General features: G+C 34.6%; 21 protein-coding genes and 1 pseudogene. 18 read left to right on the top strand and 4 right to left on the bottom strand.

Going from position 1 to position 19,526, the window contains the following annotated elements:
• Positions 1-405 precede the first annotated feature (405 nt).
• From AC3WTL_RS25390 to AC3WTL_RS25380, 3 genes are all read left to right on the top strand, one after another.
• Positions 406-624: a YkvS family protein gene (locus tag AC3WTL_RS25390; RefSeq protein WP_262176450.1), complete on the top strand. Its 219-nt coding sequence runs from the start codon at positions 406-408 to the stop codon at positions 622-624.
• Between the two features lie 68 nt (positions 625-692).
• Positions 693-1,088 (top strand): hypothetical protein, encoded by a 396-nt coding sequence (locus tag AC3WTL_RS25385; RefSeq protein ID WP_492370255.1) that lies wholly within the window; start codon positions 693-695, stop codon positions 1,086-1,088.
• Positions 1,089-1,255: 167 nt separating this feature from the next.
• Complete coding sequence (locus AC3WTL_RS25380; RefSeq protein ID WP_492370254.1) at positions 1,256-2,908, top strand: NlpC/P60 family protein; 1,653 nt, start codon at positions 1,256-1,258, stop codon at positions 2,906-2,908.
• Positions 2,909-3,263: 355 nt separating this feature from the next.
• Here AC3WTL_RS25380 and AC3WTL_RS25375 read toward each other — a convergent pair whose 3' ends face one another.
• Positions 3,264-3,656: a hypothetical protein gene (locus tag AC3WTL_RS25375; protein WP_492370257.1), complete on the bottom strand. Its 393-nt coding sequence runs from the start codon at positions 3,654-3,656 to the stop codon at positions 3,264-3,266.
• 27 nt (positions 3,657-3,683) lie between these two features.
• Positions 3,684-3,932 (bottom strand): annotated as a pseudogene (locus AC3WTL_RS25370) (DUF4046 domain-containing protein); the annotation flags it as partial.
• Between the two features lie 332 nt (positions 3,933-4,264).
• On the opposite strand from AC3WTL_RS25370, the gene AC3WTL_RS25365 reads away from it, so the two are divergent.
• The 14 genes from AC3WTL_RS25365 (at position 4,265) to lhaT (ending at position 17,096) form a co-directional block, all read left to right on the top strand.
• Positions 4,265-4,780 carry a hypothetical protein gene (locus AC3WTL_RS25365; RefSeq protein WP_492370253.1) on the top strand — a complete coding sequence of 172 codons (516 nt, stop codon included), beginning with the start codon at positions 4,265-4,267 and terminating at the stop codon, positions 4,778-4,780.
• A gap of 13 nt (positions 4,781-4,793) precedes the next feature.
• Positions 4,794-5,615: a hypothetical protein gene (locus AC3WTL_RS25360; protein ID WP_492370252.1), complete on the top strand. Its 822-nt coding sequence runs from the start codon at positions 4,794-4,796 to the stop codon at positions 5,613-5,615.
• A 330-nt stretch (positions 5,616-5,945) separates the two neighbouring features.
• Positions 5,946-6,458, top strand: coding sequence for a sigma-70 family RNA polymerase sigma factor (locus tag AC3WTL_RS25355; RefSeq protein ID WP_492370251.1), 513 nt, complete (start codon positions 5,946-5,948; stop codon positions 6,456-6,458).
• 1 nt (position 6,459) lies between these two features.
• Positions 6,460-7,353 carry a hypothetical protein gene (locus AC3WTL_RS25350; protein ID WP_492370250.1) on the top strand — a complete coding sequence of 298 codons (894 nt, stop codon included), beginning with the start codon at positions 6,460-6,462 and terminating at the stop codon, positions 7,351-7,353.
• Between the two features lie 557 nt (positions 7,354-7,910).
• Positions 7,911-8,486, top strand: coding sequence for a hypothetical protein (locus AC3WTL_RS25345; protein WP_492370249.1), 576 nt, complete (start codon positions 7,911-7,913; stop codon positions 8,484-8,486).
• A 136-nt stretch (positions 8,487-8,622) separates the two neighbouring features.
• The gene (locus AC3WTL_RS25340; protein ID WP_492370248.1) at positions 8,623-9,120 is read left to right on the top strand and encodes an RNA polymerase sigma factor; all 498 of its coding nucleotides are present in this window, start codon (positions 8,623-8,625) and stop codon (positions 9,118-9,120) included.
• Complete coding sequence (locus AC3WTL_RS25335) at positions 9,117-10,133, top strand: anti sigma factor C-terminal domain-containing protein (protein ID WP_492370247.1); 1,017 nt, start codon at positions 9,117-9,119, stop codon at positions 10,131-10,133. Before AC3WTL_RS25340 ends, AC3WTL_RS25335 begins: the two co-directional genes overlap by 4 nt.
• Positions 10,134-10,359: 226 nt before the next feature.
• Positions 10,360-11,301: an HNH endonuclease gene (locus tag AC3WTL_RS25330; RefSeq protein WP_492370246.1), complete on the top strand. Its 942-nt coding sequence runs from the start codon at positions 10,360-10,362 to the stop codon at positions 11,299-11,301.
• Positions 11,302-11,544 (top strand): hypothetical protein, encoded by a 243-nt coding sequence (locus AC3WTL_RS25325; protein WP_492370245.1) that lies wholly within the window; start codon positions 11,302-11,304, stop codon positions 11,542-11,544.
• Positions 11,545-11,763: 219 nt separating this feature from the next.
• Positions 11,764-11,859 carry a putative holin-like toxin gene (locus AC3WTL_RS25320; RefSeq protein ID WP_222125080.1) on the top strand — a complete coding sequence of 32 codons (96 nt, stop codon included), beginning with the start codon at positions 11,764-11,766 and terminating at the stop codon, positions 11,857-11,859.
• Positions 11,860-12,316: 457 nt separating this feature from the next.
• The gene (locus AC3WTL_RS25315; protein ID WP_492370244.1) at positions 12,317-13,390 is read left to right on the top strand and encodes a hypothetical protein; all 1,074 of its coding nucleotides are present in this window, start codon (positions 12,317-12,319) and stop codon (positions 13,388-13,390) included.
• A 628-nt stretch (positions 13,391-14,018) separates the two neighbouring features.
• A complete protein-coding gene (locus AC3WTL_RS25310) occupies positions 14,019-14,726 on the top strand; it encodes a YwmB family TATA-box binding protein (RefSeq protein ID WP_492370243.1) in 708 nt (235 codons plus the stop codon).
• 463 nt (positions 14,727-15,189) lie between these two features.
• On the top strand, positions 15,190-16,362 hold the full coding sequence (locus AC3WTL_RS25305) for a D-alanyl-D-alanine carboxypeptidase family protein (protein WP_492370242.1): 1,173 nt from the start codon (positions 15,190-15,192) through the stop codon (positions 16,360-16,362).
• 155 nt (positions 16,363-16,517) lie between these two features.
• On the top strand, positions 16,518-17,096 hold the full coding sequence (lhaT, locus tag AC3WTL_RS25300) for a lipoprotein heptaprenylglyceryl N-acetyltransferase LhaT (protein ID WP_492370241.1): 579 nt from the start codon (positions 16,518-16,520) through the stop codon (positions 17,094-17,096).
• A gap of 50 nt (positions 17,097-17,146) precedes the next feature.
• Here the strand turns inward: lhaT and AC3WTL_RS25295 are convergent, their stop codons facing one another.
• Entirely contained in the window at positions 17,147-17,470 is a 324-nt protein-coding gene (locus AC3WTL_RS25295) for an AbrB/MazE/SpoVT family DNA-binding domain-containing protein (protein ID WP_492370240.1), read from the bottom strand.
• 19 nt (positions 17,471-17,489) lie between these two features.
• Complete coding sequence (locus AC3WTL_RS25290) at positions 17,490-18,173, bottom strand: response regulator transcription factor (protein ID WP_492370239.1); 684 nt, start codon at positions 18,171-18,173, stop codon at positions 17,490-17,492.
• Positions 18,174-18,460: 287 nt separating this feature from the next.
• Between AC3WTL_RS25290 and AC3WTL_RS25285 the strand changes: the two genes are divergently transcribed.
• Positions 18,461-19,447 carry a F510_1955 family glycosylhydrolase gene (locus AC3WTL_RS25285; protein WP_492370256.1) on the top strand — a complete coding sequence of 329 codons (987 nt, stop codon included), beginning with the start codon at positions 18,461-18,463 and terminating at the stop codon, positions 19,445-19,447.
• The last annotated feature ends 79 nt before the right edge of the window (positions 19,448-19,526 follow it).

Raw genomic sequence — 19,526 nt, 5'->3', positions numbered from 1 at the left:
CTAAAGTAGTAGGTTGATTGAGCAAAAGTGTAAAATCTTATCGAGCAAAAACTGTCAACTTTATTCTAGCGTTTACAGTACCGCGCGAAAATAGATTCTTTGAATAAAGAGTACCAGCTGCAAAGCAAGAAATTGCAAGACCAATATGCAAAAATTAGAGTTAATGAGAATCAGCGTTACCAAGTGGTCAATAAACGGGCCCAAGATTCCATTTCTTTATTAAAACTAATGCTCAAGACAATTAGTAAATAGTTTTCATTTTATTCTTTCTAAGATATATGGTAATCTAGTTTTAATTAAATTTATCTAATGGGAGAACCCACCTTACAGAATGTATAAACCTCATTCTGTAATTGTGGGTTCTCTTTTTTGTATTTTATATGAGGGTAAACATGGAGGATTGGAATGATAAAAAAGTTAGATAAAAAATCGAAAGCACAAGTTGGTGAAGAAGTTTTATTCACAAGACAGGATAAGGAGCATGAAGGAATAGTTTACAAAGTACAGGACAACAGTGTTCTAGTGGTAATTTCAAACGAATCAAAGGCGTATTTAGGCTACGAAACTAACAACACAGTGGTTGCTCATAAAAACTATTTTGTGTTGAGACCAGCTAAACGTTAACGTGATTTATAAACATCATATTATTATATTTAATAGCATAAATGAATTTAAGTGTTTTGGAGGCAATTGTGGAACTGATGATACTTGAACGGGTAGACCATAACAGAACGAAAGAGAATGTTGATATCGTAAATACAAAGGAAATTCACAGGAGAAAATGGCTAAGGGTGCAGCTGGAATTAAATAATTCTTATATTCCTCGAGCTCTGAATGAGTCCTTAGAAAGGATTTATTATTTCCTTTCACAACACACAAGAATTAAATGTATTGATTTTATAGATACTGATTGTCTTATCAAGTATATTAAACAAAATGCAAAGAAAGAGTTCAAAGAAATCACTCTAAGACAAACAATTAAAGATATAAAGCACCTACTGCATTTCCTTATAAATTTTAGAGGGATTAAGGACCCACCAGAAATTGATCTCTCTCTTCAAAATATAGAGTTATGGACAAGGCTATAATTCTCTCTCCCTTAACAATAATTCCAAAAGGACCTATCTTGTAGGTGGATGTAATTTACGCTATGATATATTTAATAAACTAATAAACTAAAAAATGGGAAACCCCCAAGAGGACGCAGTAACCACCTTACTGTGTCTCTTGGGGGTTTTTTGTTTGGAGGGAAATCATGAAAAGGTTAGCAACATTATCTGCTGCCCTGGCTATAGGGGTAGGTAGTCTCCCAGGTTCTGTCCTTGCAGAAACAAACAGTACTGTTTCTAGGATTGAGGAACAAATTGAAGGTATACAGCAGCAAATAGTTAAAATGGATAGTGCTATTGATCAATTTCAGAATGAGAAGGCTGTTTTAAAGAATCATATAGATAGATTAGAAAAGGCCATTTTAGATAACCGCGAGAAGATAAACGAAGCTAGAGAGGAAAGCTCTCGACTAGAAACCGATATTCAAGAACTGAAACAAAAAATCAAGCCGCTACAAAATAGAATTTCTATAATTCAAACTTATGATTCAATATTTCTTCCTATACACCAAAGGAATCAATCCATTCCTTCAGCGATTGAGAAGACAAAGAAGATTATAACTGAAACAGAAACACTTAATATGTTAATAGAGAAAGAAGAAGTAATTAATACAAAATTAGAGAAGCTGCAGAGCCTGGAACTCGAATTGAAGGGAATGGTAGAACTTTTAAGTGAGCAAATAGCTGAAAAAGATAAGCTTCTTTCAGAACTAGAAGTTAAGGAAAAACAAAATCACGAAACTAGAGAAACCTTGGAAAAAGAAAGCCAACTACTCTCTAAACAAAAAACAAGTATTGAAAAGGCGATTGAAAATGAAAAGACACGGAAGAGTGGGAATGTAGGAGATCTACAAGTTGATAAACCTAGCACATCAATTTTGTTTCCATCCTCTCCTAAAGGACAGGTTCCTCCTGAATTCATGAAGTACTATCTATATGCTGAAAAAGAATATGGAATCCCTTGGTACTACTTGGCCTCCCTACATGGAATAGAAACTGATTTTTCTAGGCACCCAACAATGGTTTCATCGGTAGGAGCAGTAGGTCATCTGCAGTTTATGCCGGCAACGTGGGTAGGTCATAAATATGAAACAAGCGGCGGTCTAGTCGCCACTGACATTGATATAACTGATTTAGCCATTATTAAAGCGGGTTCTGGATTCGGAGTTGATGCAGATAATGACGGTATAGCAAGCCCATGGAGCATCGCAGATAGCGTAGCTTCTGCCGCTAAATATCTTGCTAGTCACGGATTCAAAAAAGATGTGAGAAAGGCGATATGGCACTATAACCACGCTGATTGGTATGTAGATAAGGTCATAGGACAAGCAGAAGAATATAAAAACAGCATGAAGGTTAATGAAGATGGTGAAATCACTATAACTCCTGGTGCAGATAATGAGGTAACCACTATAGGGAACAGGTGGATAAATAACTCAGTATATGTCTTTGGGGGCGGCAGAAACCAAAACGATATTAAAATGGGAAGATTCGATTGTTCCAGCTTTGTCCATTGGTCCTTTTCACAGGTTGGTATTAAATTGGGTGAATTAACATCGGTCAGTACTGAGACACTGAAACACTTAGGTACTGACATTAATGTGGAGGATATGCAGCCGGGTGATCTCGTATTCTTTGACACATACAAGAAGGATGGGCACGTGGGTATATATTTAGGCGATGGGAACTTCATAGGGGCTCAAAGTTCTACTGGGGTAGCGATTGCAAATATGAATGATGGCTACTGGAAAGAAAAATTTAATCATAGGGTTAAACGCATTGATTACGTCAAAAATTAATTTCTCTATACGTGGTTCTTAGAATACAGGGGAAGCTTTAAAAAGCTTCTCCTGCCTTTTTAATTGCTAAATGAAGAGATGCCTCTGACGGGATTCGAACCCGCACTCCTTTCGTAAGCATAGGCTAGGGTAGAACACGCTTCCCTACGGACTTTCACAGGCTAGGAATTTCACCTGCCTCAGCTATTTTGCTTTTCGGTGCTTCTGAAACCCTTGCCTTGCGACCCGGTATCTACAATGTTTTCCGGCGCTCTTCCCTTCTAGAGCTACAGAGGCATTATTGTATTATATTTAAGGAGTATCAATAAAAATTCCACAAAAATATACATTACGAAGACTTGAATCCAAGTCATGGTTAATTCTTTTCAATAAAGGTTTTATTATGAACGATTAAATTAACTTGTGCGGGATTAATACCAAATATATTAGCTATTTGTCTTTGATTTAAGGAACCATCGCCGTATAACCTTCTAATTTCGCCCGCTTGTCCTGCTGTGATTTTATACCCGTTTCTTTCTTTTAAATAAGTCCAGTCGTAAAGTGGGTAGGCCTTCTCTATTAACACATTTATTGCTACATTTGTTGTTCGCAGCATGCCACCTAGATGGTTTTTTAAGAAAGCAGTATTAGAAATATTCCTTTCTACCTGTTCCATACTCCACATCAATTTTTCTTCGATTAACCATTTTGTTGCTGCAACAGCATTATCCATCGTCCAGTAACCAACCGGCACTCTGCTTTTCATCATTTCCCAGGGCTTGACCTCCCACTCCGGAAAAGAATTGCTTATAAGCGGAAATATATTTCGGCTATACACTTTCATAAAACCAGTATTTAGTTTGAATTTCGTAATCGTATGTAGACAGAATTGCTCGCAGAAGTTAGATCGGTTCCAATTGAGTTTCTCGAGAACTACATACCTTACTAGTTTTAAAAGGAGTTCCTCACTATCCCTTTGATTCCAAGTGTCTAAAGGGAACTGCTTTCGTTTACCAGATAGAACTTCTTCGTATATCGTGATCAAGGTAATCAAGTGGCAACCTCCAGGCAAAAATATTTAGAAAGCTAAACACATGAAAATTATACCATGTATTCAAGAGGGAAGGTCTGTGTAAGCAGCGTGTTGATTTCAATGTTGTGTGCTCGTATCCTTCGAAATTCTGCATTGTACAGAAAAAAGCGCTTCTATCTAAATAGAATTTTAATAGGTTTTCTGTCCCTCCCACACACTCGAAACCTGGTAATATATTACTATTGTAATTTTATACCACTAATGTATAAAATTGTAAAAGGGAGGTGAATTTAGTAGAACTTTGGAGAAACTTATCCTATTTATGAAAAAAGGGGGAATTGATTTTGAAAAGAACAAATTTATTTTTAGTTGCTTTACTTACAATGCTAGCAACTTTTGCAAATCCTTTTGAGGGAAAAGCAGCAAGTTGTCCGGATTATACAGTTCATAGCGGGGGAAATACCTATCTTGATGCTTCGTACGATAATGGATCCGCTAAATGGGTTCTTGAGCCAGATTCAGGTCCTGATCAAGGTACATATTTAATTGAGTATGGGGCACATGGTGATATGATTCATTACTATAAATTTAGTATAGGTGGTTGTTCTAGTTATGCTGGCTGGTGGGGTGTTTATGCCTATCTAAATAACTATGATTTCACTAATACTAAGGCAACCTATTACTGGGATTTTGGTTCTACCAGAAGAAATATCGGGACACTTAATCAAAAAACTGCTCCGGGTGGATGGAATAAAATAAGTACGCAATTAATTAACACATCTTCTCCTAAGTTCGGGGTTTCGAGTAAAGGACCAAGTGGTACAAATACCGGTTCTGATGGAATGAAATTAGTAGACTAAGGAGGCGATTTTCTTGAAAAAATTGACGATTACACTATCTATCCTTTGTTTTGTAGTTATATTAGCAGCATTTAGTCCAATAACAAATACCTCTCAGCATTTAAAAGTTAGTAAAGAAGAAATTCATTCAAAAATGTTAAACTCGATTAATTATTTTAAATCCGTTAAAGGAAACTTTGTTTATAGTGATACTACAGGAATTGAATACACGGTAGATTATCATGTGAAAACTAAGGATAATCCTTCATCTGTTGTAACTATGAATGATCATGGTGAGAAATCAACTCAATCCTTTAATGAAAAGTCCAGTCTAATCATTGATCATGAAAAAGAAGTATATAATGAGTTAGCAGTCCCGCAAAATTTCAGTAAGGAGATGTGGGCTCACTTAGAGAAAGAGGATAAAGAGCCAAAAGCTAGATATCAAAAGGAAAACGGTGAAAAAGTCTACGTTCACTATGTAGATCCAACTCAAATGGGGATAGCCCAAGACTCTTTATACCCACAAAGTATTGCTATGGGATTCTTAGAGGATTATGATCAATGGGAAATTACGGACGTTCTAAGCAAGGAAAACGGTGGTTTGCATAACTTAGATACTGTTGTAATTGAAGGTACTTTAAATGATTATTATCAGAAAAAGCATTCAGCAAAGACCTTTAAATTATGGGTTAGTAAAGACACTGGGATTTTAATCAATTATGAAGAGTACAACGATAAGGGTGATGTAGTCATTAGCCAAATTACAAATTCTATTAAATTGAACCAAAATGTCAAAGACCGTATCGCTATCCCGGCCGTGCCTAAAAATTACAAGAAAACTGAGATATATTAATCTGAAGGAGAGTGAATGCTTTATTCACTCTTTTCCTTTAGTATACTTACTATTTCACCTGAATCATAACCTTTCTGGATTTCCTACCTGGGGGGAAGAGCCACAGAATATTTTATCTCCGTTAAACAATATCCTCTTATATTAAAAAGACATAATTAAATATATACATATTCATCCTCATTTTATTCAGATTCGCAATATGTATACTCCCCCTGCAATTTTGTAGTCTCTAATGATAAAAAATTTATAAACGTGCTATATTTACTTGGTCTTTGAAACATTTTTTTCAGTTGTTCGTCTTCTTAATGAATCTAAGTCAGGAGAGCGAGAATGTTCAAATCTAAAGAACAACAATTTAAAGAAATCATTCACCTTTATTCAAATGATATCACTAGAATTTCTTATTCCTATTTAAAGGACAAAGAATTAGCAAAAGATGTAACTCAAAACACCTTTCTAAAGGCATTTGAAAATTTTAATACAATACGAAAAAAAGATTCCATAAAATACTGGCTAATAAGAACTGCAGTAAATGAATGTAAGGATCATCTTAAAAGTTCCTATAATAAGAGGACTACTTTCACAGACGAAGAACCACTGATTTCTATTGAATTAAATATTGATGAAAAGTTTATTAAACAATTAGACAGAAAAAAAATTAGAAATATGTTGTTTTCCATTGAAGAAAAATACAGAGAAATTCTAATCCTTTATTATTTTCAGGACCTTTCACTAAAAGAAATATCAAGTCTTTTAAATATAAACGAAAATACAGCAAGAACTCGTATTTCCCGAGCAAGGAAAGTTTTCAAAGAGGTTTTTAATAAGTCTGGGGGTCTCTAATATGGATGAGATAAAAAGAGTAATTGGAGATGGATTAGAAGATATAGTCTTTGATAATGAAGACAAAGAATTCCTTTTAGATAAAATTAAACAGGCAAGAAGGAAAAAGACCAAGCAAAAATCTTTGATTGTCTTTTCGAGTGTAGCTATGATTTGGTTGCTTTTATTTTCATCAGCGAATCAAATAATTACTTATGCTATAGATCAGAGTGCCGAGAAGATGGAATTACAATTAAAGATGTATAATTCCGTACTTTATTATGAAACTGTCCAAGGACAATATCAGGAAACAGATTACCTTAGGGAACAAAAAGAACAAGGAAAATTCAAGATAAATGAAGGGGACACTCCTGGAGGAAATGTTCAAATTAACATTAATGATAATATTTACATTGAAGAAAAATCCAATGGAGACAAACGATTTGTATATGAAGATTCGCCAGAAGGTGAGATTGTAACCGAAGATACAAGAACAATGGTAGAAAAATTCACACAGAACTTATTCGAAAAATGGGAAACGCTGAAAGATGCCTATGTGATTATGAATGATGGAATGCCTGGATATAACTACAGAGAAAGACCTTCTTATATTCATTATTCTAGTTTCATTACATTTCCCCAAGCCCCAGCACATTATTTAAGGGTTTTAGAAAACTGGGAGATCCAAGAAGAAGGAACTCTTCTTGGAAGGAAGGTTAAGGTTATTGAAGGGGAATTTGATAAAAGCAGTAAAGAAAAATTCAGATCTGAAACATTTAAAATGTGGGTAGATACCGAAACTGGGGTATTACTAAAGTATTTTTCTTATGATAAAGATGGAAAACTGACAAAAGAAGTCCAAGTAAAGGAAATAAAGTTTAATGAAGACTTAAATGTAGGAGACTTTTTAGAGTAACTGGATATATTTTTTCTCCATCTAGAGTCTTGAAAGGAAGGAAAAAATTTTAATTGGTACTTAGAGGACTGTACTAACCAAAATAGTTATGGTGTTATATTTGTTTTATAATTAGACAGTTAAACAAATGTGTTTAACCTACTTTACACAAACTAGTTAACATAAAAGCATTTTTCAGAAGTTCCGAAACCTATAACCCCTTGGTACCCAAGAGGTTTTTGCCTATCTAAATGTATCGTTTATTACAGGATAATACATCTATTTTGCATTTGAAGAAGCCTGGTTACTGCTTGAGAGTTTTCCTGAGTAAATCCTTTAGGCATGGGAGTTAGGAAAGGATCGATTTCCTGCATGATTGGTTAACCACTCAGCAATCAGTAGAGATACAAGATACTACCTAACAGGTAAGTATTCTCAGGACTTAGCTAAAATAAGGTTTCTCCAGCAAATATTTCACTAATTGTAAGTGGGAAATTGGGAAATTGCCCTTTTAATTAACCAGATAAGCCTTCTATGTACTTAACGAAATATAATATTGTTCTAATAGGAGATAAAGAATGAAGAATGTGTATGAACTCATACAGCAAGGGCTTGAAGTGAACATAGATTCGATTATTAAAAAAGTATGGACTAAAAAAATAAAACCCGATTATGATACCAAATTCCTTTTATACGAAGACTCACTAAAAAACTCGCTTTATTATCATATCAGGTCAGAACTTGAAAACAATAGAGCGCTGAATGGTGATCTTCGGATATTTACAGAATATCAACTCCCCTGCGGCAGGAGAGCAGATATCGCTATTGTAAGAGTGGATTTAATTAAGGCAAACACAACTCACCTAAAGGATTGTGTATTAAATATTGAAGCATTAATTGAAATTAAGTATAAGAAGGCAAACGTATATAAAGATTTTTATGATGACTTAAGTAAGATGGTGGATTACTCAAAGTTATATCCTAATGCCTTGCTTTATGCTGCATTCATTCAGGAAGGATTTTTTAGTGATGAAGATTGCAGCTGGATAAAAGACGTTCACTATGAGGAGTCAATTTCAAATAAAATAAATGAGCTACTTGGTTATTGGGATATAGAGACAAATGAGTTTGTTGTCAAAGTAAATTCTGGTTAATATGTTTTGTTATAGATTTTTTATAATTCTACTCGACGGTGAGCTTGCAGCTCATCATTTTTTTTACAAATTTTCATTTTATTGTTAACTTTTTGCTAACTAATTCGTCTTATGTTCGATGGGAAAGGGGGCAGAAATGATTGAGCATGAACAATCAAAGATATTAAACAGCGAGTTAAATGTGGTTTATAAGTATCTAAGAAAGCATGGCATTTCCCATGTTGACTCTCAAGATATAGTCCAAGAGACAGCATATAAATTTCTGCTCTATTATGACTCCATAAAATCCCAGAATATTAGAGGGTGGCTCATTAGAGTGGCCTTAAATTATCATCATGACCAATATCGAAAGAACAAAAGAGTTACACTCGGATTAAATGATGAACAACTAAATTTATTATCTAAAGATTTGCCTGAGGACCTTATACTAGGAAATGAACAAAAAAGAGAAATTCAGAAAACATTAGCTCAACTAAATCCCCAATATAAAGAATTAATCTTGCTTAAATATTATTGGGACTTAAAGTATAAAGAAATTTCATCCTTACTTGATATGAAAATAGAGAATGTGAAAACAAATTTGCACCGGGCCCGAACCAAATTTATCAATTTATATACGGAGGCTAAAAAATGAGTGACAAAAAGCCAAGAGATAAAGAAACTCAAAATCATGAGCAAAGCGGAAATTTCGAGGAAATCGACTTTACAAGCAGCCCATCTGTACAAAATGTTTTCAAGAAAACAAAAAGAAAGCAGACCACCAAGTACATACTCATTGCATTTCTGACTACCGCAATCGTTATATCAGCAGTAATGTTCGGTAGCCAGCTAATTTTAAATAATAAAATTAAAGATTTCGAACAAAATTCTCATAAAGACATTGTGCAGGGAGCAAATGTATCTAATAGTGGAACTTACTTTACACACAATACCTTTAATGTATCAGCAGAAATTAAATACCGTAAGCAAATCGGTGATCGCTATATAATTTGGGATAAAAAAACGAAAAAGATCCCACTAATTGGACGAGAGGAAACAGTCAGCCAAGGAAGCGGGATGACCCAAATTAATAAAATGGATGAAGAAGCTAAAAGAACAGTTCGCTATAATGACTTCAATAATGAAAGAAAAATCGAATTCTATTACCCAGAAGTAGCTTATGACCAAATTCCAAATGAACTTGAAATAGCGGCGGGGCTTGATAATAACAAACTGATTGAGGTTGCTGTTTCATTTAAGCAGCCCATGACTTTAGCTCAACTAAGTAAACATCTTGGACAAGAAAATGTTAATTGGTTATGGGTAGATACCACTACACACTCCAAAAAGGAAGAGATCAGCAAAATAAGGATCACTAGCGTAAAAACTAAATGGGGTGAAGATGCAATCGGCTTTGACGTTTCTAGTGAATCTCCTTACACAACAGAGAGCGGAGAAGGATTCTTAAATACTATGGAAGACCTTAGCAGAACTGATTCAACAATAAAAAAGGCACTTAAGGTGATTCAAGAGAATACAAAATCCTCTAATGGAGAATTGCTAATAAGCGGTGCAGTATTAACCGGTACTCCAGAAGAGCTGCAGCGTTTACAAGGATTGGAATTTATAAGAGCAGCTGTACTTGGTGCTACAATAGACAAATATTAAGTGGTAGCCTTAGAATATCTCTCATTGATTACTCAGTCAAAAATATATGAAAAATGCCCTATCTTAAGTTGAAATAATGAAATGAGAAACGCTTAATTCCCAAGCGTTTCTTTTTTTTTACTCTTTGTTTTTCTTTACTTAATCATCCAACTAAACAAAATAATTAAAGACACCCAATCTTTTTTTCAATATAATGGATATATAGGTAAAAAGAAGGGGTTATAGGATGGGTATAATTAGAAAAATAGGTAAATACACCGGTAAAGCAGCAGGGTTTGTAATTGGGGGCCCTATACAAATTGTTGGAGAACTTACTGGAAGTGACCTTATAGAAGATATAGGCAAGGGAGTGCAAAAGGCTTCTGAATTTGCCGGTGATACCGCTGGACAAGTTGCATCAGGTGCAGTTGATACTGTGTCTGGGATCGTTAATGAGGATCCCAGACAACGGGACAAGGGTTTAGGAGATATGGGGAATGCTGTTACCAGGACTGCAAAAGGAGTAGTCGTTACAGCTAAAAATACCATTGTAAATGGTGGAGAAGTTATTGCCGGTGTTATAGATGGTGATAACGATAGAGTAAAAAGGGGAGCTACCTCAATTGTAAAAACCGTAGCTATTGGAGCGTTAGCTGTTGGGTTGGTAGATGTCATTGATGGGGCAGATGGTGGAGTAGAAGTGGCACATGCTGAAGGCAATTTTCCGGATGCAGCCAACCTCCAAACTGATTCCGCTGAACTTACAGAAATATCTACTGTGAATGCGGAACTGGCTGGTTCTACTCACCCAATTACTGGTGTTCCATTTGAAGAAGAAATTGTTGATTTACCAAACGGAACCTCACTAATTGGTACATTCCCAGAATTCGATGCTGAATATGAGGCCTATATAGACGAAAGCTTATACCTTCAATCGGACTATGTACATTTTAGCTATGCCAACCAAGAATTGTATGATGATATTCAAATGAATTCCGACCTAGCTGAAGATTTAGGACTAACCCAGCAGGACATATTAAATTTGGCAAATGGGGATACTCCAGAAGGATTTACTTGGCATCATAACCAGCACCCAGGTGTTCTTGAACTTGTAGATGAAGAGACCCATGCAGCAACTGGTCATACAGGTGGAAGAGAACTTTGGGGCGGAGGAAATGAGTACAGATAAATGGTTACCGATGGAATCGTAACGATTTTTGGAATAGCTTTGATGGTTATGTTCTTTTCAGTGGGGATATATGTACTTTTATTTATTTTAGGTGGAGCTGCGGCGATGCTTGAAATGGATGGTTTATATAATCTGATTGGAGATTTTCTATTTGGTGGATGGGAAAATTTCTGGCTGGTTGTTTTGGGGGTATTTGTCTATTTTTCATCCTTACTGCTTTACTCAATCATAAAAAGAAAATAGATTTTTAAGTTGAGGGGTTTCGATTGATAGGCGAATTTCTGTCAAATACAGTTTAAAGAATATGTGCAATTTGCTACTTGACCACCCTTCAAAAAAACAAAAGGGTGCTTTCTTAATATAGGTTTGATCAAATCAATATGATATAATTTTTTTGTACAGCAAATAAGCAGGGTGGGCAGCGGCCACCTCCAATCCAGTATAGGAAAGGGGGTGCCGCTTATGGTTACGTATGAAGCAATGAACTTGATGGTGAGCTTTGCTACACTTATCGTTGCCGTGATCGCTATAGGTATTTCTTCAAATAAAAAGAAGTAACCTACCCTGCATCGCCACAATGTGAGTAGGATTACTTCTATTCGGAACTGGCCGCTGCACTTCAAGCAGCTTTGCTGTACGTTGAGATCCTGGTTACAGCCGGGATCTCTTTTTTATTATATGAACTATATACATAAATTATAAACATAAAACTTTATTAAGTAAAGTAAGCTTACAGGGTGCTCTATATGAGAAGCTATAATGTTTGTCATCGCTAGTCAAAATTATGCTTCTAAACGAATTAACAATGAATTGCAGTACTTATCGTAGTTATAATTATTCCAGCTTGTTCTCTTTTTTAAGATTAAAGAACCTTAAGAATTGTTCATTCTTGTCAGCGCCAGATAATTAGTCTACTTATCCAGGGGGAATGAGGGTTAATTTTACTGATTTTTATCCAATTTAAGTAATTTTATGATACGTTAGTGAGGCACATAAAAATAGAAAGAGTGGGAGTATGGTTAAAAACGTAATTTTAGCAATTTTAATTGGGCTTGTTTTTATGACAGGTTGTTCAAACAAAGGGACTAGTGGAGAAGAAAAGTATGAAATCCAGTTTGAAGAAGTTAAGGAATTAGTCTCTAATAAAGACTGGGAACCAGCTAATAAATTGTTATCTGAAATTCCTGAAGACTACAATAAGGAAATATCCTTAATCAACGGATATGTAAAGGCTAATTTAATCTTAGAAAGTGAAGAAGCAAGTGGTTTCGAGAAGATTAAAAATGCATTAAGGGTTTTGGAACATACGGAGATAGAAAAGGGGGATAAGAGTGATTTTGCGCAAGTAACTTTATCTTTAAAATCAGAACTTGAAAGACAAGTTGAGCAAGCAATAAAGGTTGCTGAGGTTGAAGAAAAAGCTGAAGTAGAAGAAGCCTATACTTTATGGGAAGAATTAATCAAGATTGATAATGATGATGCTGCTACTGCCAGTAACATTAAATCAGTTCTTAGCAATAAGGACCACTTTATCTCTAAATATAAGGAAGATGCTCTTATTCTTTACTATTATGCGGTTCAAAATGAATCTATTAATGAATACAGGGATAACATGAATAGTAAAACTGGTTACAATAACAGTGGAAATTATGATAATAACAATTCATATGGACGACAATTCGCGGATAAACACTTATTAGAAGTTATTAATTATTTGAAAGAGATTGACCCTGATACAAAAGGAGCTTCATCATTTATTCCAAATGTAATGACAAATTTAAAAATAGGACTTGAAAGCTTTTTCTTTATAAACGAAGCTCAATGGAAACAGATATATAACAACTACGACTCAGCCATGAGAGATGAGATTGAGGCTGGTATTGAAGAGAGACGTGATTTAAGTACCACGATTCCAACTGCAGGTATGGTAGGTAGTGATGTAGTGATAACTAGCTGGGGAAAGCCAATAAAAATTAATAAAACTACAACCGTTTATGGTGTAAGTGAACAGTGGGTTTATGAGATTCATGGTACTCGGAAATATGTGTATCTAGAGGATGGGATCGTAACAGGAGTTCAGGAATATTAATAACTATTCCTTCTTAAGGCACATTTTAAAGGTATATCGGAGAAAGAACATGAATATGGGAATTATGATGAATCTATAAATTCAAAAAATCCCCTTGTGTGACAGATTTTAAATTTTTAATAGAATCATAATTGAATCCTAATACTTTTAGGTTACCTTAGCTATTTAAAAATTTTCAGCTGCTTAGAGCATTAATAATGAATTAATGCTCTATTTTTTTGAATAGGGATTATGTAGGTGGATTCTCTTCATCATATATAAATAGGGTAGAAGATCATTGATAAAAATTAAAGCACTTATACTATTCGTATAATACATATTTTACGCATAAAACATGAGGGGAAAAGGATCACCTAAACCTTATATACCTTATAATTTTCTACTAACTACTTTTTTATCTTCATAATCCAAATTAGTAAAACAGAAACCTAAAATTAAAATCATTTTCATAATTTCTGCATTTAATTCGTTTATTATATAGTTCTAGGACAAAGTTTCACCCCCTATATTGAATTGAAGAAGGAAGCACTCTTAATGGGTGCTTCCTTCTTCAATTCAACCTGCTACAAAATTATTAAGAATAAAATCAGAAAACTTGTACCATACTAACTGATAGGGAGGGATGGACATGAAGCAAGCACTATTAAGTTTATCAGTAATTGTATTAATTTTTTCATATGTTCAGATTGGAAAAGATAGAGAGGATAACCTTATGTATATAGTAAATAGTTTAGAAGAATTGGACGCAGACATTAATGAATGGTCTATATATTATAAGTATGACGATAGGTATGTAGATTCATTAGGTACTTTTAGAAAACAAGAAGCAAAATTGAAAGATAAATATCCCAACTTTAAATGGGAGGAAGAAAAAGTTAAAGATCATCATATCTTAATAACCGGCAAGGCCACTGAAAATAAATTTAGTGAGCAAATATTACTGACAGCATTGAAAGAAGGAAACAGGTATAAAGTTTTACATACATATAGTTATACCGGAGAGAATTGGTCAAAAGATAAGTACTTAAAACTAACTAAAAATCTGGATAACAGAAATAATCTTTATTTTACAGTAAAGTCTAAAATGCTACCTTCTGAGCATCAGAACTTAGGTAAAACGGCTAATAATCTTTTAGATAAACTATTAGCTACACCAGTTGAACAACTTACAGAGGAAGATTTTGTTTCTGTTTCAGCTTATAAAAATTCATGGGAAAACTTTTTACAAACAAAAAATAACGAAAAAATGAATTTACAAGTAGGTTTGAGAAAAGAAACTGATGAAAAATTGATAAGTATTACAATTGGAAATCCTATTATCACAGTTGAATATTAGAAAAAAGATAATAAAAATAAAGAGTTTCATGTTATTTTATATCATAGTTGCTGTTTGGTAATAAGAAATGTCATCTTAGTATGTAAAAGAATAACTTGGTTGATTTAAACTTTTCATTTATCTCTAGTTAACAACTGAAATTATAATCTATCCCGTTCTTAAAAACATAAAATGTTTTTAAGAATTTAGAATTTTAAACTTAGAATATCGTAGCCTTCTATTTTATGAATAGAGGTTTTTTTTGCATGGTAATAAATTTAGTTATTCCTCCTCCATATTTTCTTCAAAGTTATTTTCTATAATACATTTTTGATAATAAAAAATATTGAACGCAATGATAGAAAACTTGCTTGTCGTAAATGGTAGTTACTTAAAAATATAAATATTAAGAAATTATTTCTTAAGAATATACCATTAATGTTTAATAATTCATTGCTTCATGAATGTATTAGAGGAGGAAAAAATGAAACAAGTGATAGTACTCATTTTTATTGCATCGCTATTTAGTGGGTTTCCAAAGACAATTCATGCTTCTGACTCCCCGGTGGTGTCAAGCGGATCTGCTATTCTAATAGACGCAAATACAGGAGAAGTATTATTTGAAAAAAAAGCTACTGAGGAGATGTATCCAGCAAGCCTGACAAAAATAGCTACAGCCATTTATGCTATTGAAAAAGGAAATCTAAATGATATTGTAACCATTGGCAGTAACCCAAGGAAAATAGAAGGTACAAGGGTTTATTTAGAAGAAGGGGAAAGAGTCTCCCTTAGAAAGCTGATCCAAGGTTTGCTTATTAATTCCGGCAATGACGCTGGCGTTGCTATAGCTGAGCATATGGATGGATCTATAGAGACATTTTCAAAAAACTTAAATAGTTATTTAGCTGGGTTAGGTTTAAAGAATACAGTCTTTATGAACCCACATGGCTTATTTAACCCTGAACACGTAACTACTGCTGAAGATTTAGCTACGTTAACTCAATATGCAATGGAGAACCAGGAATTCAGTGAAATTTTCGGAACCAAAGAGCTTGAGTGGAAAGGGGTAACATGGAAAACGACACTATATACTCATCATAAGCTTATGAGGGAGTTACCATATGAAGGGGTCATAGGTGGGAAAACTGGATATGTAGATCAGTCTGGTCACACATTGGTAACAGCTGCTAAAAGAAAAGAGCTGAGCTTGATTGTGGTTACGCTCAATGCATCATCTCAAGAGCTTGCGTATGATGACACTAAGAAACTACTTGATTATGGATTTAATCATTATAAGACATCAAGTATAGCTAAAGGAACCTCTTTTAAAGTAAATGATGGTTCATATACAGCCAAAAAGATGATTTATTTTACCCAAAATACCAAAGAAAATATGAATAATTCAATAATAGTTGGGGAAAGAATGGCAGTTTTAAATCCAAGTGAAAAATTCCTTTCGGCTGTTCAACATGGAACTATTACTGAAAAAACTAAGGAGAAAAAGGATAAAGAGAAAAATAAGGAGACAAAAAATGAATCAAAAGAACAAGACATTGGACTTTATTTTGGACTCGTTCTTATTTTAGCAATCGCATTTTTTATATTAGTAAAAATCAGGATCAATAAAAAACAATTACAAAAAGATCTCATTAAATGAATAGCTAATTTTGTATTTTGATATACTCGTCCTGGTGGGTTATCACCCGGCTAAAATCAAGGATGATACAAAGGTTAAACGATACAGCCAGGGGCTTCTACCCCAGGTGAAATTTAGAAAGCTCATTGGGAAATCCAAGATAGGGGGAAATATTAATGATGAGATTTTATAAACTGCTGGAAAAGAGGTGGGTTTTATGGATTCTCCTTATATCAAATTTCTTAGGGACGATCTATGGCTACATCTGGTATGGGGATCAATTGGAGAATACTCCTCCTGAATTTCTAATATTCGTACCTGATAGCCCAACAGCAAGTTTATTTTTTGTTTTAGTTCTAGGGGCTTTCCTCTTTGGGAAGAATATTCCGCTAGTTGAGGCTTTAGCTGCGGTAACCTTATTTAAATACGGGGTTTGGGCTGTGTTCATGAATATTTTTACATTCTATGCTACTGGGTTCCTTCATTGGACAGGTTACATGCTGATTGCGTCTCATGCTGCTATGGCGATTCAAGGGTTGCTGTATGCTCCATATTATCGTATGAGAATATGGCATTTGGCGGTTGCGGCCGTCTGGATTTTACACAACGATGTTATCGATTATGTGTTTTTCATGATGCCTTGGTATGGTCCCTTAATTAACTACATTCCACAATTAGGATATTTTTCTTTTTGGTTAAGCATCACTTCATTATTTATAGTATATTTTATTGCCATAAAAAGAAAAGGGAGCTGATTGGCTCCCTTGATGCAGCTTATCAAAAAGCATATAAAGTTTAATAGTCTTTACGGATAGGTCCTAAATTGGTCTTGATCTTCAGTAATATCTAAGTTTGTAATTGAGATAGAACCTTTTTCTGAATAAGCCTCTAACCTTAATATGGAGCTTGTGCAGATCTTTAACATTTTTCTCAGTTCCATAGGGATCGAAAACTTCCCATTTCTAAATATCACTTTATTTAAATGATCATCTTCATGGTGCCTGCTTATCACAAGCTTGCGAGCTTCCTGATATATATATATAAATTCCCCATCCTTTACACCCAAATTTTTCTTAAGGGCTGAAGGTAGTATGATTTGGCCATTTTTAGATAATTTTTTAATATACAAGGAATTTCCCCCCCTTTAACTAGGATTTTCCGTTTGAGTTCCATTGATATCCTGTACCCCAAACTGTATTTAAATGTAGATCTACGGGATAACCTGACTGCCTTAACTTTTCTCGAATATTTCTGATATGTGAATCAATCGTCCTGTTTTCTGTCTGGCCATTGTTTTCCCAGATGGTTTTTAGCAGCACTTCACGGGAAAACACATGGTTAGGATTTTTTATCAATGTTCCTAAAAGGGCAAATTCCTTCGGTGTTAAGGGAATTGACTTCTCATTATAAGTGAGATCAAACCCTCTTTCATCCCATATTAATCCCTGAATAGAAAGCCCGATCTGTTTATGAGCCGAAGTTCTTCTTAACAGAGCCTCTGCTCTTGCCATAAGCTCCCCAGCATTAAATGGTTTGGTTATATAATCATCTGCTCCATGCTTAAATCCCTTTAGTATATCTTTTCTTTCTTTGTTTGAACTTAAAATCAAGATTGGGATGTTAGAGGTGCTTCTTATTTCTCTGCATGCAGTCCAACCTTCCTTTTCAGATAATGCAGGCTCCAGAATTACGAGCGATATATCTTCCGAATTTAGAAAAGTTAATGCCGCCTTGAAAGATTGAGGATTCACACATTGATAGTACGGTAAAAATAGGTTCTTTAAAGAGTTAACCAATCCTTGATCTTCATCTATAATCATGATCTTTTTCATTGCAGCTGCTCCTCATCTGGTAATATCCTTAAACTTACTTTACATAAAAAATATGAAGAAATTTTGCATTATTAATAACTACCCAAAAAAACTTAGGTGTTTTTTTAAGGAAGAATGACCTATTTAATCTGAATATCTTTCTTCCTGTTTTTTCTGCACAATATGTGCATATTTTTGTTATAGTCTTTAAGTATCTTGAAGGAGAGAAATCAACAGCTTTTAACATTTTGCATTTTAGGTTGTATTCTTCTAAAAGGACCCTATAATTGGTAGCAGGAGTGGTATATATGAAAAAGATAAGTTTATTTGCTGTAATTGGATTAACGTTTAGTCTTGCAGCCTGCGGACAGGCTGAAGAAAAAGATACAAAGGATAACGGACAATCAGAAGTCCAAACCGGTGAACAGGAAAATGGGGGAGGAGAAATCTCTATTTCTTCAAATAGCTTTTTTGAAAGCTTTGATGGGAAAATAGACCATATTCACGGAGCGGGTTATCCTGGAAATCAAGGTAAGATCTATTTTGCAGCTCATGACGGGCTAAAAGTTTATGATAACGGTAAATGGTTTAAAACTAAGGAAGAAAATAATGATTATATGGGCTTTAACGCAACAAATGACGGGTTTTATTCCAGTGGGCACCCCGGAAATGATTCATCTCTGCCAAACCCTCTAGGAATACAGTATAGTTCCGATAATGGACAAACTCTGGAAAAGAAAGCCCTAGAAGGGGAAATAGATTTCCATTTAATGGGAGTAGGATATGAAAATTCGGTCATTTTCCTTATGAACCCGCAGGAAAATTCTATTATGGATACTGGAAGGTTTTATCTCAGCGAAGATAAGGCAAAGTCATGGAAGGAAGTTGCTGCAAATGGTCTGGACGATACATTGCTAAGTTTATCTGTTCATCCTAATAATGCAGATTATTTAGCAGCATCTGGACAGCAAGGGATTTACCTGTCAAAGGACAAAGGGGAAAACTTTGAACTTATCTCGAAAAGCGGACAAGGCACATCGGTCTTTTTTACAAACGAGGACTTAATATATGGCACATACGATGGTACAGCTAAGTTGACAAAACTATCTCTTTCTGATGAAACAGAAAAAGAGATAGCTTTGCCTAAAATGAAAGATGATGCAGTAATGTATTTTGCTCAAAACCCAAAAAATGAACAGGAATTGACGTTTGTTACTTTTAATGGGGACATATATCATACTGCCGATGGTGGGAATAACTGGGATCCTATTGTTGAAGCTGGAAGTATTAAATAATTAATCGAGTAGGAGGGGGTGACTAACCCCCGACCTCTCACACCACCGTACGTACCGTTCGGTATACGGCGGTTCATTT

It is taken from the genome of Cytobacillus sp. EB106-05-05-XG126, assembly GCF_058791715.1.
Note: the sequence above shows the minus strand (reverse complement) of the source record. Positions and strands in the feature narration are given on the sequence as shown.

Bases quoted from the DNA above. Each gene is read 5' to 3' on its own strand.
- AC3WTL_RS25305 (WP_492370242.1), top strand. From the start codon at position 15,190: ATGAAACAAGTGATAGTACTCATTTTTATTGCATCGCTATTTAGTGGG.
- AC3WTL_RS25325 (WP_492370245.1), top strand. From the start codon at position 11,302: ATGGTTACCGATGGAATCGTAACGATTTTTGGAATAGCTTTGATGGTT.
- AC3WTL_RS25335 (WP_492370247.1), top strand. From the start codon at position 9,117: ATGAGTGACAAAAAGCCAAGAGATAAAGAAACTCAAAATCATGAGCAA.
- AC3WTL_RS25290 (WP_492370239.1), bottom strand. From the start codon at position 18,173: ATGAAAAAGATCATGATTATAGATGAAGATCAAGGATTGGTTAACTCT.
- AC3WTL_RS25380 (WP_492370254.1), top strand. From the start codon at position 1,256: ATGAAAAGGTTAGCAACATTATCTGCTGCCCTGGCTATAGGGGTAGGT.
- AC3WTL_RS25355 (WP_492370251.1), top strand. From the start codon at position 5,946: ATGTTCAAATCTAAAGAACAACAATTTAAAGAAATCATTCACCTTTAT.
- AC3WTL_RS25390 (WP_262176450.1), top strand. From the start codon at position 406: ATGATAAAAAAGTTAGATAAAAAATCGAAAGCACAAGTTGGTGAAGAA.
- AC3WTL_RS25320 (WP_222125080.1), top strand. From the start codon at position 11,764: ATGGTTACGTATGAAGCAATGAACTTGATGGTGAGCTTTGCTACACTT.
- AC3WTL_RS25340 (WP_492370248.1), top strand. From the start codon at position 8,623: ATGATTGAGCATGAACAATCAAAGATATTAAACAGCGAGTTAAATGTG.
- AC3WTL_RS25315 (WP_492370244.1), top strand. From the start codon at position 12,317: ATGGTTAAAAACGTAATTTTAGCAATTTTAATTGGGCTTGTTTTTATG.
- AC3WTL_RS25350 (WP_492370250.1), top strand. From the start codon at position 6,460: ATGGATGAGATAAAAAGAGTAATTGGAGATGGATTAGAAGATATAGTC.
- AC3WTL_RS25330 (WP_492370246.1), top strand. From the start codon at position 10,360: ATGGGTATAATTAGAAAAATAGGTAAATACACCGGTAAAGCAGCAGGG.
- AC3WTL_RS25310 (WP_492370243.1), top strand. From the start codon at position 14,019: ATGAAGCAAGCACTATTAAGTTTATCAGTAATTGTATTAATTTTTTCA.
- AC3WTL_RS25285 (WP_492370256.1), top strand. From the start codon at position 18,461: ATGAAAAAGATAAGTTTATTTGCTGTAATTGGATTAACGTTTAGTCTT.
- AC3WTL_RS25375 (WP_492370257.1), bottom strand. From the start codon at position 3,656: ATGATGAAAAGCAGAGTGCCGGTTGGTTACTGGACGATGGATAATGCT.
- lhaT (WP_492370241.1), top strand. From the start codon at position 16,518: ATGATGAGATTTTATAAACTGCTGGAAAAGAGGTGGGTTTTATGGATT.
- AC3WTL_RS25345 (WP_492370249.1), top strand. From the start codon at position 7,911: ATGAAGAATGTGTATGAACTCATACAGCAAGGGCTTGAAGTGAACATA.